17 protein-coding genes are annotated in these 15,790 nt (G+C 70.8%); 8 read left to right on the top strand and 9 right to left on the bottom strand.

All coding sequences use genetic code 11. The annotated features are described in order from the left end of the window. Positions 1–98 precede the first annotated feature (98 nt). Positions 99–1,091, bottom strand: coding sequence for an ATP-binding protein (locus tag AB0G28_RS43595; protein WP_361103659.1), 993 nt, complete (start codon positions 1,089–1,091; stop codon positions 99–101). Continuing rightward, the gene (locus AB0G28_RS43590; RefSeq protein ID WP_361103657.1) at positions 1,088–1,780 is read right to left on the bottom strand and encodes a response regulator transcription factor; all 693 of its coding nucleotides are present in this window, start codon (positions 1,778–1,780) and stop codon (positions 1,088–1,090) included. The genes AB0G28_RS43595 and AB0G28_RS43590 overlap by 4 nt, the downstream gene beginning before the upstream one ends. 220 nt (positions 1,781–2,000) lie before the next feature. Between AB0G28_RS43590 and AB0G28_RS43585 the strand changes: the two genes are divergently transcribed. From AB0G28_RS43585 to AB0G28_RS43565, 5 genes are all read left to right on the top strand, one after another. Further along, complete coding sequence (locus AB0G28_RS43585; protein ID WP_361103655.1) at positions 2,001–3,560, top strand: NCS1 family nucleobase:cation symporter-1; 1,560 nt, start codon at positions 2,001–2,003, stop codon at positions 3,558–3,560. A 10-nt stretch (positions 3,561–3,570) separates the two neighbouring features. Beyond that, positions 3,571–4,353 carry a nitrilase-related carbon-nitrogen hydrolase gene (locus AB0G28_RS43580; protein WP_361103693.1) on the top strand — a complete coding sequence of 261 codons (783 nt, stop codon included), beginning with the start codon at positions 3,571–3,573 and terminating at the stop codon, positions 4,351–4,353. Continuing rightward, positions 4,353–5,735, top strand: a complete 1,383-nt coding sequence (gene hydA, locus AB0G28_RS43575) for a dihydropyrimidinase (protein ID WP_361103653.1) — start codon at positions 4,353–4,355, stop codon at positions 5,733–5,735. Before AB0G28_RS43580 ends, hydA begins: the two co-directional genes overlap by 1 nt. A 9-nt stretch (positions 5,736–5,744) precedes the next feature. Further along, entirely contained in the window at positions 5,745–6,743 is a 999-nt protein-coding gene (locus tag AB0G28_RS43570; protein ID WP_361103651.1) for a TIGR03842 family LLM class F420-dependent oxidoreductase, read from the top strand. A gap of 71 nt (positions 6,744–6,814) precedes the next feature. Then, positions 6,815–8,251, top strand: a complete 1,437-nt coding sequence (locus AB0G28_RS43565) for an alpha/beta fold hydrolase (RefSeq protein WP_361103649.1) — start codon at positions 6,815–6,817, stop codon at positions 8,249–8,251. A gap of 40 nt (positions 8,252–8,291) precedes the next feature. On the opposite strand, the gene AB0G28_RS43560 is transcribed toward AB0G28_RS43565, so the two are convergent. Together AB0G28_RS43560 and AB0G28_RS43555 are read right to left on the bottom strand one after the other, a co-directional pair. Further along, positions 8,292–8,600 (bottom strand): DUF4342 domain-containing protein, encoded by a 309-nt coding sequence (locus tag AB0G28_RS43560; protein ID WP_361103647.1) that lies wholly within the window; start codon positions 8,598–8,600, stop codon positions 8,292–8,294. A 105-nt stretch (positions 8,601–8,705) separates the two neighbouring features. Continuing rightward, a complete protein-coding gene (locus AB0G28_RS43555) occupies positions 8,706–9,944 on the bottom strand; it encodes a styrene monooxygenase/indole monooxygenase family protein (RefSeq protein ID WP_361103645.1) in 1,239 nt (412 codons plus the stop codon). A 103-nt stretch (positions 9,945–10,047) separates the two neighbouring features. Between AB0G28_RS43555 and AB0G28_RS43550 the strand changes: the two genes are divergently transcribed. After that, positions 10,048–10,584: a GNAT family N-acetyltransferase gene (locus AB0G28_RS43550; protein WP_361103643.1), complete on the top strand. Its 537-nt coding sequence runs from the start codon at positions 10,048–10,050 to the stop codon at positions 10,582–10,584. On the opposite strand, the gene AB0G28_RS43545 is transcribed toward AB0G28_RS43550, so the two are convergent. The 4 genes from AB0G28_RS43545 to AB0G28_RS43530 form a co-directional block, all read right to left on the bottom strand. Further along, positions 10,563–11,792, bottom strand: coding sequence for a serine hydrolase domain-containing protein (locus tag AB0G28_RS43545; RefSeq protein WP_361103641.1), 1,230 nt, complete (start codon positions 11,790–11,792; stop codon positions 10,563–10,565). The two genes, AB0G28_RS43550 and AB0G28_RS43545, sit on opposite strands and share 22 nt — an antisense overlap. Positions 11,793–11,801: 9 nt before the next feature. Continuing rightward, entirely contained in the window at positions 11,802–12,614 is an 813-nt protein-coding gene (locus AB0G28_RS43540; RefSeq protein ID WP_361103639.1) for a siderophore-interacting protein, read from the bottom strand. A 62-nt stretch (positions 12,615–12,676) separates the two neighbouring features. Next, the gene (locus AB0G28_RS43535) at positions 12,677–13,063 is read right to left on the bottom strand and encodes a hypothetical protein (RefSeq protein WP_361103637.1); all 387 of its coding nucleotides are present in this window, start codon (positions 13,061–13,063) and stop codon (positions 12,677–12,679) included. Then, complete coding sequence (locus AB0G28_RS43530) at positions 13,060–13,470, bottom strand: SgcJ/EcaC family oxidoreductase (RefSeq protein WP_361103635.1); 411 nt, start codon at positions 13,468–13,470, stop codon at positions 13,060–13,062. Before AB0G28_RS43530 ends, AB0G28_RS43535 begins: the two co-directional genes overlap by 4 nt. 171 nt (positions 13,471–13,641) lie before the next feature. Between AB0G28_RS43530 and AB0G28_RS43525 the strand changes: the two genes are divergently transcribed. Beyond that, positions 13,642–14,247, top strand: coding sequence for a TetR/AcrR family transcriptional regulator (locus AB0G28_RS43525; RefSeq protein ID WP_361103691.1), 606 nt, complete (start codon positions 13,642–13,644; stop codon positions 14,245–14,247). A gap of 71 nt (positions 14,248–14,318) precedes the next feature. After that, positions 14,319–14,708, top strand: a complete 390-nt coding sequence (locus tag AB0G28_RS43520; protein ID WP_361103633.1) for a RidA family protein — start codon at positions 14,319–14,321, stop codon at positions 14,706–14,708. Position 14,709: 1 nt separating this feature from the next. Here the strand turns inward: AB0G28_RS43520 and AB0G28_RS43515 are convergent, their stop codons facing one another. Next, positions 14,710–15,630: an NADP-dependent oxidoreductase gene (locus AB0G28_RS43515; RefSeq protein ID WP_361103631.1), complete on the bottom strand. Its 921-nt coding sequence runs from the start codon at positions 15,628–15,630 to the stop codon at positions 14,710–14,712. Between the last annotated feature and the right edge of the window lie 160 nt (positions 15,631–15,790).

The following is a 15,790-nucleotide window of genomic DNA, read 5'->3' as shown; positions in this document are numbered from 1 at the left end:
GAATAGCACCGGCCGCCCCCTGCCCGAAGGTCGCGAATGACTCATTCGGGACACCCGGCGCCGCGAATGAGTCATTCGCGGCACCCGGGCCGCGGGGACTAAGCCGGCAGCGTCACCCGGATCCGGCTGCCCGTCCCCGGCGCCGGATCCACCACCCCGATCGTCCCGCCGTGCAGCTCGACCGCCCACCGGGCGATCGCCAGCCCCAGGCCCGTGCCCCCGCCCGAAGGCCGCTCACCGCGGGTGAACCGCTCGAACACCCGCTCCCGGTCGGCCCGCGCGATGCCCGGTCCCTCGTCGCAGACGTCGATGCGGACCTCCCCCGGCCGCACCTGGGCCAGCACCCGCACCTCACCGCCCGCCGGGCCGTGGCGGGCCGCGTTCTCCAGCAGGTTCGCCACCACCTGGAACAGCCGGCCGCGGTCCGCCGTCACCAGCGCGCCCTCCGGGGCGACCGACACCGAGAACGTCACCCCGCGGCCCGCGAACGCCGCCTCCCCCACCACTTCCGACAGCAGGGACCACAGCGAAAACGACGTCTTGTGCAGCGGGATCGCCCCCGCGTCCAGCCGCGACAGGTCCAGCAGCTCGTCCACCAGCGTCGCCAGGCGCTCGGTCTGCTGCAGCGCCGTCTTCAGCGTCGCCGGGTCCGGGTCCTCGACGCCGTCGACGAGGTTCTCCAGCACCCCGCTCAACGCCGTGATCGGCGTCCGCAGTTCGTGGGACACGTTCGCGATCAGCTCGCGTCGCTGCCGATCGGCGTCCCCGAGGTCCCCCGCCATCTGGTTGAACGCCTGCGCCAGCTCACCCACCTCGTCGCGGGTGGTGGCGCGGATCCGCCGGCTGTAGTCCCCCTTGGCCATCGCCCGCGCCGCCGCCGTCATCTCCCTCAGCGGCCGCGTCATCCCGTGCGCCAGGACCTGCGACAACACCAGCGCCAGGACCATCGCCGTCACCGTCGTCTTCGGCGGCAGCCAGCCGATCTGCCAGTTGAAGAACGCGAACGCCACCCCGCCGGAGGCGACCATCAGGATCGCCAGCTTCAGCTTGATCGACCGGATCCGATCGAGCGGCCGCGGTACGAGGTTCACGAGCCCGCCTCCAACGCGTAGCCGACGCCGTGCACCGTGCGGATCAGGTCCGCGCCGAGTTTCCGCCGCAGTGCCTTGATGTGGCTGTCCACCGCCCGCGTCCCCGCCGACGTGCCGTGGACGTCCCAGTCCCACACCTCCGAGAGCAGCCGTTCGCGCGGCTGCACCACCCGCGGCCGCCGCGCGAAGTGCACCAGCAGGTCGAACTCGATCGGCGTCAGCTGCGCCGCGACCCCGGCCCGGGCGACGCGCCGCTGGTCGACGTCGATTTCGAGGTCGCCGAGCACGATCCGCGTGTCCGCCACCAGCGACGAGCGCTCGACCCGCCGCAGCAGCGCGTGCACCCGGGCGGTGAGCACCCGCATCGAGAACGGCTTCGTGAGGTAGTCGTCGGCGCCGACCCCCAGACCGACCAGCATGTCCGTCTCGTCGGCCCGCGCGGTCAGCATCAGCACCGGCACCGGGCGGCGGCCCTGGATCCGGCGGCAGACCTCCAGGCCGTCGAACCCTGGCAGCATCACGTCGAGCACCACCAGGTCCGGCTCCGACGCGGTGTCCGCCTCGACCGCCGCCGGTCCGTCGTGGACGACGTCCACCCCGAACCCCTCGGCCCGCAGCCGGGCCGCGATCGACGCGGCGATCGTGACGTCGTCCTCGACGACGAGCACCCGCCGCCCACCCAGTTCCATGACCACGACCCTAAGCACCCCCGGTGGAGACGGTTCGCGTGAAGTGTGAAGATCCTGTGGAGACGTTTCACCCTCTTTGCCGGTTCATGACGGCCGGATGTGTGACCCAGGTCATGCACTCCGGCACCCCTTCGCGCAATCGACAGACTGCACTCCTGATCAGCGAAGAGTGAACAGACTGCCGTTGCACCGGCGCTGACCTGGCGCGCAGGATTCCGCAATGGCGCCGACACCCGCAGACCAGCGCGTGCACGACGACGGCCGGGTCGAGCTCGACCCCGCCGGCGTCCGGTCTCTCGAAGGCAGCCGGTTCTTCAACGAGGAGCTGGCCCCCGTTCCCGTCGAACGACGGACCTGGACCACCTACAACTACTTCGCGCTCTGGATGGGGATGGCGCACAACATCCCCAGCTACGCCCTGGCCGCGTCGCTCATCGCGCTCGGCATGAACTGGGTGCAGGCGCTGATCACGATCACGATCGGCAACCTGATCGTGCTCGTCCCGATGCTGCTCAACAGCCACGCCGGCACCAAGTACGGCATCCCGTTCCCGGTGTTCGCCCGCGCGTTCTACGGCCTGCGCGGCGCCAACCTGGCCGCGCTGCTGCGGGCGTTCATCGCCTGCGGCTGGTTCGGCATCCAGACCTGGGTCGGCGGCGAGGCCATCTACGTCATCCTCGGCCGCCTGCTCGGCTCGTGGTGGCGTGACTCCGCCGTGGTCGCCGGCCAGCACTGGACGCTGTGGCTGTCCTTCGTGGTCTTCTGGATCGGCCAGATGCTGATCATCTGGCGCGGCATGGAGGCGGTCCGCCGGTTCGAGAACTGGACGGCGCCGCTGGTGTCCGTCGGCTTCCTGATCATGCTCGGGTACGTGCTGGTCAAGGCGGGCGGGCTCGGCCCGATCCTGTCCGACGGCGGCAAGCTCGGCTGGGGCCCGGACTTCTGGAAGGTGTTCGCGCCGGCCCTGATGGCGATGATCGCGTTCTGGTCGACGCTGTCGCTGAACATGCCGGACTTCACCCGCTTCGGCGGCAGCCAGCGCAAGCAGGTCCGCGGCCAGATCCTCGGCCTGCCGACGACGATGACCTTCATCGCGATCGTGGCCATCCTGACGACGTCGGGCGGGCACGTGCTCTACGGCCAGGACATCTGGGACCCGGCGCAGCTGGCCGACAAGTTCTCCAGCCCGGTCGTGGTCGTCGTCGCGCTGGTCGCGCTGGTGCTCGCCACGATCTCGGCGAACCTGGCGGCCAACGTCGTCAGCCCGTCCTACGACTTCTCGAACGCGTTCCCGAAGCGGATCACGTTCGCGATCGGCGGCGGGATCACCGGAGTCATCGGCGTGCTCATCCAGCCGTGGCGGCTGTACTCCGACCCGAACATCTACATCTTCGCCTGGCTCGGCTTCTACGGCGGCCTGCTCGGCGCGGTCGCCGGGGTGCTCGTCGCCGGCTACTGGGTCGTGAGCCGCACGAAGCTGAAGCTGAGGGACCTCTACACACCCGATGGGGTGTATTGGTTCAGCGGCGGCTGGAACTGGCGCGCGCTGGTCGCGACGCTGGTGGGAGCCCTTCTCGCGGTCGGTGGCGCGTACGGCGGGCCGTTCCCCGACGCCGGGCTGATCCCGATCCTCAAGCCCCTTTACGACTACAACTGGGTGGTCGGCCTGGTCGGCGCGTTCGTCGTCTTCGCCGCCCTGTCCCTGCCCTTGTCCACAACGAAGGAGGAAATCAGTGAGCGTGGTTCGAGCCGGCCTGATCCAGCAGCGGTGGACGGGTGACAAGGAGTCCATGATCAAGGCGGCGGTCGACCACATCGGCACCGCCGCTTCCCAGGGCGCCCAGGTCGTCTGCCTGCAGGAGCTGTTCTACGGGCCGTACTTCTGCCAGGTGCAGGACGCCGACTACTACTCCTACACCGAGGCCATCCCGGACGGGCCCACCACGAAGCTCATGCAGGAGGTGGCCGAGCGCCACGGCGTCGTGCTGATCGTGCCGATGTACGAGGTCGAGCAGCCCGGCGTCTACTACAACACCGCCGCGGTGATCGACGCCGACGGCACCTACCTCGGCAAGTACCGCAAGAACCACATCCCGCAGGTCAAGGGGTTCTGGGAGAAGTTCTACTTCCGCCCCGGCAACCTCGGCTACCCGGTGTTCGACACCGCCGTCGGCCGCATCGGCGTCTACATCTGCTACGAGCGGCACTTCCCGGAGGGCTGGCGGGCCCTCGGCCTGGCGGGCGCGAAGATCGTGTTCAACCCCTCGGCGACCAGCCGCAGCCTGTCGCAGTACCTGTGGAAGCTGGAGCAGCCGGCGGCCGCGGTGGCGAACGAGTACTTCGTCGGCGCGATCAACCGGGTGGGCGTGGAACCGCTGGGCGACAACGACTTCTACGGCCAGACGTACTTCGTCGACCCGCGCGGGCAGCTCGTCGGCGACGCCGCGTCCGACACCGACGACGAGGTCGTGGTGCGCGATCTGGACCTGTCGCTGCTCGAGGAGGTCCGGAACACGTGGGCGTTCTACCGCGACCGCCGTCCGGACACCTACGGCCCCCTCGCGGAGGCCTGATGACCACGCTCATCAGCGGTGGCCAGGTCGTCTCGCCGTCGGGTGCTTTTTCGGCTGACGTCCTCGTCGACGGCGAGACCATCGCCGCCGTCGGGGCGCCCGGGACACTGACCGGCGACGAGACGATCGACGCCACCGGAAAGTACGTGCTGCCCGGCGGGATCGACGCCCACACGCACATGGAGATGCCGTTCGGCGGCACGCACTCCGTCGACACGTTCTCGACCGGGACGACCGCCGCGGCGTGGGGCGGCACGACCACGATCATCGACTTCGCCGTCCAGGCCAAGGGCACGTCGTTGCTGTCCACACTGGACAAGTGGCACAGCAAGGCCGACGGCAACTGCGCGATCGACTACGGCTTCCACATGATCGTCTCCGACGTCAACGACCAGTCGCTGAAGGAGATGGAAGCCTGCGTCGACGCCGGCGTCGGCAGCTTCAAGATGTTCATGGCCTACCCCGGGGTGTTCTACTCCACCGACGGGGAAATCCTGCTGGCCATGCAGAAAGCGCGCGAAATCGGCGCCACGATCATGATGCACGCGGAGAACGGCATCGCGATCGACCAGCTGGCGGCGCAGGCCTTCGCGGCCGGGAACATCGACCCGGTCCAGCACGGCCTGACGCGTCCACCGGAACTGGAAGGCGAAGCGACGTCGCGGGCGATCCAGCTCGCGAAGGTGACCGGCTCGCCGCTGTACATCGTGCACCTGTCGGCGTCGCAAGCGCTGGCGGCGGTCGCGGAGGCGCGCAACGACGGCCAGAACGTCTTCGCGGAGACGTGCCCGCAATACCTGTACCTGTCCATCGAGGACCTCGCGAAGCCGGACTTCGAGGGCGCGAAGTACGTCGCTTCGCCGCCGCTGCGGGAGAAGTCGCACCAGGCCGACCTGTGGCGCGGGCTGCGGACCAACGACCTGTCCGTGGTGTCGACCGACCACTGCCCGTTCTGCTTCAAGGACCAGAAGGAAATGGGCCGCGGCGACTTCCGGGCCATCCCGAACGGGATGCCGGGCGTCGAGCACCGGATGGACCTGCTGCACCAGGGCGTCGTCGCGGGTGAGCTGACGCTCGGGCGATGGGTCGAGACGTGCTCCGCGACGCCGGCGCGGATGTTCGGGCTGTACCCGCGCAAGGGCGTCATCGCGGCGGGGTCGGACGCGGACATCGTGATCTACGATCCGGCGGCGACACAGACGTTGTCGGCCGCGACGCACCACATGAACGTCGACTACTCGGCGTACGAAGGGTTCGAGATCACCGGGCGTGTGCACACGGTGCTGTCCCGGGGGCGGGTCGTCGTGTCGCCCGACGGGTTCACCGGGTCGACGTCCCACGGCAAGTTCCTGTCCCGCTCGCTGAACCAGTACCTCAACTAGGAGCGGGTCATGGACTTCGGGATCGTGCTGCAGACGGATCCGCCCGCGCGGGACGTCGTGCGGCTCATGAAGGACGCCGAGGACGCCGGGTTCCGCTACGGCTGGACGTTCGACTCCTGCGTGCTGTGGCAGGAACCGTTCGTCATCTACTCGGCCGTGCTGGCCGCCACGTCGTCGATGATCGTCGGGCCGATGGTGACCAGCCCGGGCACGCGCGACTGGTCGGTGCTGGCGTCGACGTTCGCCACGCTCAACGACATGTACGGCAACCGGACGGTGTGCGGCATCGGCCGCGGCGACTCGGCGCACCGCGTGGTCGGCAAGCCACCGTCCACTTTGGCCACCGTGCGCGACTGCATGCACGTGGTCAAGGACCTGGCCGAGGGCCGCCCGGTGACCATGAACGAGAAGACCGTGCAGATCCCCTGGGTCCGCAACGGGCAGCTCGAGATGTGGATGGCCGGCTACGGGCCGAAGGCGCTGCAGACCGTCGGCGAGCACGCCGACGGCTTCATCCTGCAGTGCGCCGACCCGGCGATCGCCCGCTGGACGATCGGCGCGGTCCGCGACGCGGCCCGGGCCGCCGGGCGTGATCCCGGCGGCATCACGATCTGCGTCGCGGCCCCGGCGTACGTCGGCGACGACCTGGCGCACCAGCGCGAACAGTTGCGCTGGTTCGGCGGGATGGTCGGCAACCACGTCGCGGACCTGGTGGCGCGGTACGGCTCGTCGGGGGCCGTACCGCGGGAGCTGACGGACTACATCCGGGAGCGCGAGGGCTACGACTACAGCCACCACGGCAAGGCGGGCAACCCGTCGACGGAGTTCGTCCCGGACGAGATCGTCGACCGGTTCTGCCTGCTGGGGCCGGCTTCTTCCCACGTCGAACGGCTTCAGGAACTGGCCGAGCTGGGCGTGGACCAGTTCTCGCTGTACCTGATGCACGACGACCGCGAGGCGACGCTGGCGTCCTACGGGGCGCAGGTCATCCCGAAACTCACCACGTAGGGGCCGCCCTACCCCGGTTCCGGGGGCGCGCACCAGCGCGCCCCCGGTCCTGGTGACGGGACGATCGGGAGATGAACCTTCGTGTTGCGCCGGCCCTGGGGGCCGCCGTGCTCATGGCGGGCGCCTTCGCACCCGCGGCCGCGGCGAGCCCCGCCGGAGTCGTCTGGGAAGCCTCCTGCGCCACCGGCTACGACTGCGGCCACCTCGACGTCCCACTGTCCTATCAGGACTCTTCGGCCGGTTCGGTGCGCGTGGCCGTCGCCCGTCTGCCTGCCACCGACCAGGCCCACAAGCTGGGCACGATCTTCTTCAACCCAGGCGGACCGGGCTCGTCCGGGCGGTTCGCGCCGGCGTTGACCCCGGAGCTGCACCGGCGCTTCGACATCGTCGGGTTCGACCCGCGCGGCGTCGGTGCCAGCTCGAAGATCCACTGCTTCACCGATCCGGCACAGCTGGAAGTCCTGCGACGAGCCCTCGGCACGTTCCCGCTGACGCACGAGGCCGAACAGCGGCAGATCGCGGACACCCGGACGGTCACGGACCTCTGCGAGCGGAACGCGGGCCCGCTGGCGAACCACCTGTCGACCGGGACGATCGCCCGCGACCTGGACCGGCTGCGCGCGGCGTTCGGCGAGCCGAAGCTGCGGTACTACGGGAAGTCGTACGGCACGTACCTCGGCGAGACGTACGCCAACCTGTTCCCCGGCAAGGTCGGCTCGCTGGCCCTCGACGCGGTCGACGACCCGGTGCGCTGGTCGACCGGCCCGGGCCCGATGAGCTACCGCCTGCAAGGCTTCTCGGATGCCCCGCGAGCCCTTCAATCCTTTTTGGACAGTTGTGCGGCCCGCTGCGCCTTCGACTACACCGCGCTTCTCGACCGGCTCGAGCGCGGCCCGATCACGGTCACCGACACGGCCGGGCAGCAGGTCGTCGTCACCTACCAGGGCGCCATCGCCCGGATCCACGACTACCTGACCGACGCGCAGGGGGCGCCGCAGCTGGCCGCGTTCCTGCAGGCCCTGGCCGACCCGGCTGCCCGTGCTCCGGCTTCGCCGGGCGGACCACCGGACGTCGACTCCCTGCTGGGCGGCGGCGCCACCCTGTGTTCGGACGCGGCGAACCCGCGGGACCCGGCCGTCTGGTGGGACTACGCCCGTCGCGCGGACCGCGTCGCCCGCGGCTTCGGGGCGTACGACGTCTACAAGACGCTGCCGTGTGCGACGTGGGAGGTCACGGACACGGGCCGCTACGCCGGACCGTGGCACCGCCCGACGGCGCCGATCCTCCTGCTCGCCAACCGCCGGGGCGACCTGGAGACGCCCTACGCCGGCGCGCAACGGACCGAACGCCTGCTCGGCAACGCACGCCTGCTGAGCCTCGACACGTACGGCCACGGTTCCCGGGGAAAGAGCGCCTGTATCGACAAGTCGCTGGAGGACTACTTCGTGACCGGCGCGGTGCGCGCCCCGGGCACGCTCTGCGCTCCCGACCGCGGACCGTTCGGCTGAGCGATCGGGTGCCGCGGGTGTCCCCCGCGGCACCCGGAACTCACTCGCCTGCGGCCTCTTCGGGCTTCTTCTCCGCGGCGGGTTCCCGAGGCGGCGTCACCGTGTGGTCCACCTCGATGGTCCAGTCCTTGGCCAGCGCGGCGATCGCACCGATGGCGGTGACCACCGGAGCGGCGATCGCGGCCACGACGCCCGCGGTGACCGGGATCTCCAAGACCGGGTGACCTTCGTCGTTCTTGACCCGGATCCGCCGCACGTTGCCCTGGTGGATCAGCTCCTTGACCCGCGCGACCAGTTCCTGGCCGCGGAACTTCTCGGCCTTCCTCGTGGCCGGGCTGTCGACCGTCATGGGGTCCTCCCTCGGTGTCGGGGTTACGCACCGAGTCTGCGCGGGGGCCGGGGGCGCCGAAAGAGCTGTTCGTCCCCGTCGCCGGGCCCAAAGTCCCTCGCCGCCTCAGCTGCCGGCAGTGAGCGCCGTCGCCTCCCGGAGGTACCGCATCGCCGCTTCGGGATCGCCGAGCCAGCCTTCGTAGTCGGCCGGGTTCTCGAAAAGGTGCGCGAAGCGGTGCGCCACCTCCGGCACGCGCTGCGCGGTGTCCAAAGTGGCCAGGACGTGCTCCGGCGGCGGGGCGAGGAGGTCGTTGTTGAAGCGCGTGGCGTGCCGGGCGTGGTGCCAGTAGCGGGCGAAGGCGTCGTGCATGAACTCCTCGTCGAACGGCCGGTCGCCGCGCTCGACGATGGCCTCCTGGTACGCCCGCGCCGCGCGGGCGGCCATGTTGGCGCCCTGGCCGCCGACCGGGTCGTTGGTCACCGCGGTGTCGCCCATCGCGAGGACCTTCGTCCCGGACGGCAGGGTGCCCACCGGCCGGCGGACCACCGGGGTGATCCGGCCGTGCAGCATTTCGGTCGGCGCCACCGGGTACGCGTCGTCGAGCAGGGCCGCCTGCCACGGATAGTGCGCGCGCAGCAGCTTCCGCGCCGTCTCGTGGTGGTGCCCGACGTCGGTGACGTCGTCCCAGACGTCCATCGGGCCGCCGGGCACGCCGAAGAAGCCGATGCCGTGCACCGGACCGTGCACCGAAAGCACCGGGAGCAGGAAGAACTCGCCGACCTGGGACATCCCGAACGTCAGGCCGGGGACGGCGTCCAGTGTCCCGGCTACGTACAGAACCCCGATCGCGCGCTGGGGTTCGCGATACGGCGAACGCTCGTCGTCACGCGGGAAGAGCGCGTCGAACTGCGGCCCGCGCCCCGCCGCGACCACGAGCAGCTCGAACTCGCGGGCGCACTCGTCGAGTTCGTCCGGGACCACCCGGCGGATCCGCAGGTCGCCCCCGAGGCGTTCGAACTCCGCCAGCCAATCGGAGACCTTCACGCGCTGGTCGACCGACTGGGCGGGCCGGTCGAGCGCGACACGCCAGGCCATCGACGGCTCGGTGCTCCCCGGCGGGCCCGCCGCGGCGAAGGCGACTTCGCCGACCGGCGGCGCTTCGCCGTCCCAGAAGTTGATGCCCAGTTCGCGTTCGCGCGCCAGCGCCGGGTGGAACAGGCACTGGTTGGAGACGAGCCGTCCGGCGCGGACCTCGTCCGCCGGCCGCTCGGCGAACACCGTGACGTCGTACCCCAGCTGCCGCAACCCGATCGCGAGGACCAATCCCGCTTGCCCCGCTCCGACGATCCCGATCCGCCGCATGGCCGCCCTTCCCCCCGGAAATCCGTTTCTCCCAACGTACTCGCGGCGCGGCGGCCGCACTCGCCCGATCGGGCGACCGGCCGGGCGCCGCTATGGTGACCCGGTGACGGAACCGCCGAAGGGATACGACCGCACGATCCGGCTGCGCGACGGCCGGGTCGTGACCATCCGCCCGCTCACCCGGCAGGACGCCCCGGAGCTCGGCGAGGCGATCCGCACCGCGGACCCGGTCACCCTGCGCCGCCGGTTCTGCGGCACGGCGCCCCGGGTGACCCCGCGCCTCCTCGAACGGCTGACCGCACTCGACTACCAGCGCCGGTTCGCCCTGGTGGCCCGATCGTTCGCGGACCGAGGCGTGGCGATCGCCCGGTACGAAGCCACGAGGACACCGGGAGTGGCGGAGATCGCGGTGGCGGTCGACCCGGCATGGCGCCGCGCGGGCCTGGCATCGGCGTTGGTCCGGCTGCTGGGCGAAGCGGCGTTGGCCCGCGGCTTCGACCGCTTCACGGCGGTGTATTTCGCGGACAACCGCCCGGTGGCGGAGCTCCTGGACGACGCGGGCGGATGTCAGGTGATCGCGGAAGGCCTGGCGGAAGCCGAGGTCCTGTTGAGCGAAGCTCAGTCCACCAGCGCCTGGTAGACCAGCTGCCGCAGCTGCGGCCGGAGCCGGTAGGTGCTCGACGGCAGCAGCTGCGTGTAGAACCCGGCCGTCAGGTCCTCGTCCGGATCCACCCAGAAGGCCGTCGAAGCCGCGCCGCCCCAGGCGAACTCGCCTGCCGACGACAACGTCCTCGCCTTCACCGGGTCCTCCAGCACCGAGAAGCCCAGGCCGAACCCGTGGCCGTCGAACGGCATCTCGGCGAACAACGGCCGCCCGTAGGCCTCCAGGTCCACGTGGCCGGGCAGGTGGTTGCTCGCCATGAGGGAAACCGTGCGCGGGGACAGCAGCCGCACGCCGTCGAGTTCGCCGCCGCGCAGGAGCATCTCCGTGAAGCGGCCGTAGTCCGCCGCCGACGACACCAAGCCGCCGCCACCCGACAGGCAGTCCGGGCGGCACGTGCCCAGGCGGCCGAACGCGTCGTTCCGCACCGCGCGGCCGGAAGTAGGGTCCGGCACGTAGAGGGCCGCCAGGCGGGACATCGACGAAGCCACGAAACCCGTGTCCGCCATGCCCAGCGGCGAGAAGATCCGCGACTCGAAGAACTCGTCCAGGGGCAGCCCGGAAACCACCTCGACCACGCGGCCGAGCACGTCCGTCGCGACCGAGTAGTTCCATTCCGCGCCGGGCTGGAAGAGCAAGGGCAGCGACGCCCACCGCGCACAGCACGCGGCCAGGTCGAGACCCCGCGGTGTGCCCCAGTCGAAGCCGGCCGCCCGGTAGATCGCGTCCACCGGGTGGCCGTGGTGGAAGCCGTAGGTGAGGCCCGCCGTGTGCGTCAGCAGGTGCCACACGCGGATGGGCTCACGAGCGGGTTCGGTGAACGGCTTGAGCGCCGACCCCTTGACGAACACCCGCGGCGACGCGAACTCCGGCAGCCACTGCGAGATCGGGTCGTCCAGCTCCAGCAGGCCTTCTTCGACGAGCATCATCGCGGCGACCGACGTGACCGGCTTGGTCATCGAGAAAATGCGCCACAGGGTGTCGGTCTCGACCGGCAGACCGGCCTCGACGTCGCGGTGCCCGCCGCTCCCGAGGTACACGATCCGGCCGTGCCTGCGCACCACCGCGAGCCACCCCGGCAGCCGTCCGTTCTCGACATACCGATCGAAATGGGCACCGATCCGCGCGAGCCGGCCCGCGTCGAACCCGGCTTCGGCCGGGTCGACGTCCACCTCGAGTTCCGCCATGCGGCGAGGTTACTTCTCCCGCGCCCGCTCGGCCGCCTTCTCCTCGCGCCAGGCTTCGTCGTTCTTCCCGAAGCGCCAGTACCCCGAGATCGACAGCAGCTCGCGCCGCACGCCGCGCTCGTCGAGCAGGTACCGGCGCAGGTCGCGAACGAACCCGGCCTCGCCGTGCACGAACGCCTGCACGACGCCGTCGCGCCACGGCAGCGCACGCACCGCCGAAGCGACGTCGCCACCGGACGCCCGGTGCAGCCACGTGATCTGCGCGTCCGCCTTCGTCACCAGCGGCTGCTCCTCCTCCGCGTTCTCGACGAGGATCACCGCGTGGGCGGGGACACCGGCCGGGAGCGCTTCGAGTGACGCCGCGATGGCCGGCAACGCGCTTTCGTCCCCGGCCAGCAGGTGCCAGTCCGCCTCCGCGCCCGGCGCGTACGCGCCGCCAGGGCCGGAGAGCAGCAGTTCGTCGCCCGGCCGGGCCGAGGCCGCCCACGGGCCGGCGATGCCCTCGTCGCCGTGGTGGACGAAGTCGAGGACGAGCTCGCCGGCCTGCGGGTCGAACGCGCGAACCGTGTAGGAGCGCATCCGCGGCCAGTGCTCGCGCGGCAGCGTGGCGCGGCACTCCTGGACGTCGAACGGCTCCGGGTACTCGACGCCGGGCACCTTGAACAGCACCTTCACGTAGGCGTCGGTGAACGCGTTGGGTGTGAACTCGGCGATGCCCTCGCCGCCCGCGACGATCCGGATCATGTGCGGGGTCAGGCGCTCGCTGCGCAGCACCCGCAGCCGCACCGCGGGACGCCCGGACCGCCGGGGTGCTTCAGCCATCACCACTCCAAGACTCGCTAAGGCTTGCCTAACTCACCCTACGCGCGGAAACCGGCGCACGGCTACTCAGGTGTACCCAGCTCGTCGAGGAGAGACGCGAAACCGGCGGCCGTCTTCGCCCGGAACCCCAGGAAGAACCGGTTCGCCAGGGGCACGGCCCAGCGCCCGCGCGAAGCCGCGTTGACGACCCGGTGCTCGACGCACGCGCCGGCGCCTGGCTGAGCAGCCCCCGTTTTCCACGCTACCGGTGGGCACCGACAGTCTCGAGCAGCCGTTACGCGGTACTCGCCGCGGTACCACCAGCCGCCCTGGACGGCGATGAACCCCCGCTCGCGGTCGACGTCCACCCGCATCGGATACGGGCCTCCGGAGAGTGCGCGCAGCAGGCGTTCGAACACTTCGCCGGGTGGCCGCGCGACGGCCCCGCTCGCCTCCGCAAGCGTTTTCACGAGCGCGGATCCGAGACGCGCGTGTTCTGGAACGCCGTGATCAGCCACTCGCCGCCCTCGTGGACGAGCACGAAACTCACGGTCGACTCGCGGCCCTCGTCCGTGGTGTCCGCGCCGGTCAGCGATGAGCCGCCCCCGACGACGACCACGGCGACGTCCGGGCGGACGAACCGCACCTTCGCCTCCGCGCCGAGCCGGCCGGTCAGCTTGGAGCCCTTGAGCGGGCCTTCGAACAACGCGCGATGCGACTCCTCGATCGCTTCGCGGCCCGGGAAGTTCAGCCCGAAGAACGTCACGTAGTCCGCGTCTTCGGTGAAGAGCCGCCCGTAGGCGGTGGCGTCGCCGTCGTTCCAGGCCTGGGTGAGCCGGTCGAGCACGGCACGGACGTCGGCTTCGGCAGTGGTCATGAGCTCCTCGTTTCGAACGGCGTTCGTTGGACGAACACCGTTCTACATACGAACGCTGTTCGCGTCAAGTACAGTGTTCGCGTGACCGTTCCCCCGCCGCCGTGGCGCCGACCCCCGGGCCGCCGCGCCGCGAAACCCGCGCTCTCCCAGGAGCTCGTCGTGAAGACGGCGCTGGACGTCCTGGCGAAGGAGGGCCTCGAGGCGGTCACCATGCGGCGGATCGCGCAGGAGCTCGAAACAGGACCCGCGTCGCTGTACGCGCACGTCTCCAACAAGGACGAACTGGCGGAGCTCATGCTCGACGCCGTGCTCGCCGACGTGCCGCTGCCGGAGCCCGACCCGGCGCACTGGGACGAGCAGGTGAAGGACCTCGTCCGCGCCCAGATCCGGGTGATGGTCGCCCACCCCGGGATCGCGCGCGTGGCGTGGGACATCGCCGTGCCGATCACGCCCAGTTCCCTGCGCCTGGGCGAAGCGATGCTGGCCCTGCTGCGAGCCGGCGGCCTCGAACCCAAGCAAGCGACCTTCGCGGGCGACGCGCTGGCTCTCTACGCGAAGGCGTACGCGTACGAAGCGAGCGCTTGGACCTGGGGCGAGATCGACGCCGACGAAGTCACCGAACGCGGCCGGCAGATGGTCGACTACATGCGCTCGCTGCCCGCCGAGGCGTTCCCGAACATGCTGCGGATCGGCGAGTTCTTCTCGGCCGAGACGGCGGCCGAACGCCTCGACTTCGCCCTCGACACCTTCCTCGCGGGTCTCAAGGCGAAGTCGTAGCCGGTTGCGCCCGTTCGCGGCCGGCCGCTATGACTGGCGTCACGCACCCACGTCGGCAGAGAGGGCTCCCGATGGCCGTCCGGCACGTCAACCCCGAGGGGCTCCACCGCAGCCCGGCCTTCAGCCAGGCCGTCGTGGTCGAACAGCCCGCGAAGACGATCTACATCGGCGGCCAGAACGGCGTCGACGCGGACGGCGAGATCGTCGGCCCCACCGTCGGGGAACAGGCCCTGCAGGCGTTCCGCAACCTCGCGACCATCCTCGAGAGCGAGGGCGCGACCCTGGCGGACATCGTGCACTGGCGCATCGCCGTGGTGGACGGCCACACCTTCGACGAAGGGGTGGCCGCCTTCCGGCAGGTCTGGAACCGCGCCGACCCGCCGCCGGCCATCACGGTCCACGTCGTCGCCGGCCTCGCGCCGGGGTTCCTCGTCGAGATCGACGCCGTGGCCGTCGTCTGACCTACGGCCGCAGGACGATCTTGCCGCGCGTGTGCCGCTTCTCCAGTTCCCGGTAGGCCGCCCGCACTTCGTCCAAGGGGTACACGCGCGCGACCGGCACCTCCAGCAGTCCCTTGCCCACCAGCAGGCTCAGCTCGCGCAGCACGTCGGCCGACGCCGCGGCCGCGTTGCCCTCGGTCTTGACGTTGTACTTCGCGGCCGCGGCGAAGTCGATGATCGTGTCGATCCGCCCCGGGTGGATGCCCAGGTGCAGGGCCAGTTCGACGTATCCGGAGCCGAAGGTGTCGACGAACGCGTGGACGCCGTCCGGCGCGGCTTCCCCGATCCGCCCGAGGACGCCGTCCCCGTAGGCCACCGGGATCACGCCGAGTTCGCGCAGCCACGCGTGGTTGGCTTCACCGGCCAGGCCGATCACCGTGGCGCCGGACAGCTTCGCGAGCTGCACGGCCAGCGAGCCGACGCCCCCGGCGGCACCCGAGACGACGACCGTCTCCCCTTCCCGCGGGCACACCGCGCCCACCGCGGCGTACGCGGTGGTCCCGGCGACGAACAGCGAGCCGGCGACCTCCCACGGCACCCCGTCCGGCCGCGGCGTGAGGTTCGAAGCCTCCGCGACGACGAAGTCGGCGTGGCTCGAGCGGGTGTCGACCCAGCCGATCACCTCGTCGCCGACGGCGATCTCCTCGACGTCTTCGCCGAGCGAAGCGACAACGCCGGCGAAGTCGCTGCCCTGCCCCGAAGGGAACGTCGCCGGGTAGCGCTCGTGGAACAGTCCCTTCCGTACGGCCGCTTCACCCGGGTTGATCCCGGCCGCGCGGACCTCGACGAGCACCTGCCCCCGGCCCGGCGCCGGCTTCGGCACGTCCTCGACCCGGAGGACCTCCACGTCGCCGTACTCGTCGAACCTGATCGCGCGCGCCATGGGGCCTCCTCGAAAGTCGTTGCTGAATACAAGCAACGACCGGCTGCCCGGTTTTAATCCCTAGGTGTATTGCCCCGTGAGGTTGGGGACGCGGCTGGTGGGTGGTTTGCCGGCGAGTGCGGTGTGGCCGCGGTGGTGGTTGTAGGTGTGTAGCCAGCCC

It is taken from the genome of Amycolatopsis sp. NPDC021455, from assembly GCF_040640995.1.
In the GTDB taxonomy this organism is placed as follows: domain Bacteria; phylum Actinomycetota; class Actinomycetes; order Mycobacteriales; family Pseudonocardiaceae; genus Amycolatopsis.
Note: the sequence above shows the minus strand (reverse complement) of the source record. Positions and strands in the feature narration are given on the sequence as shown.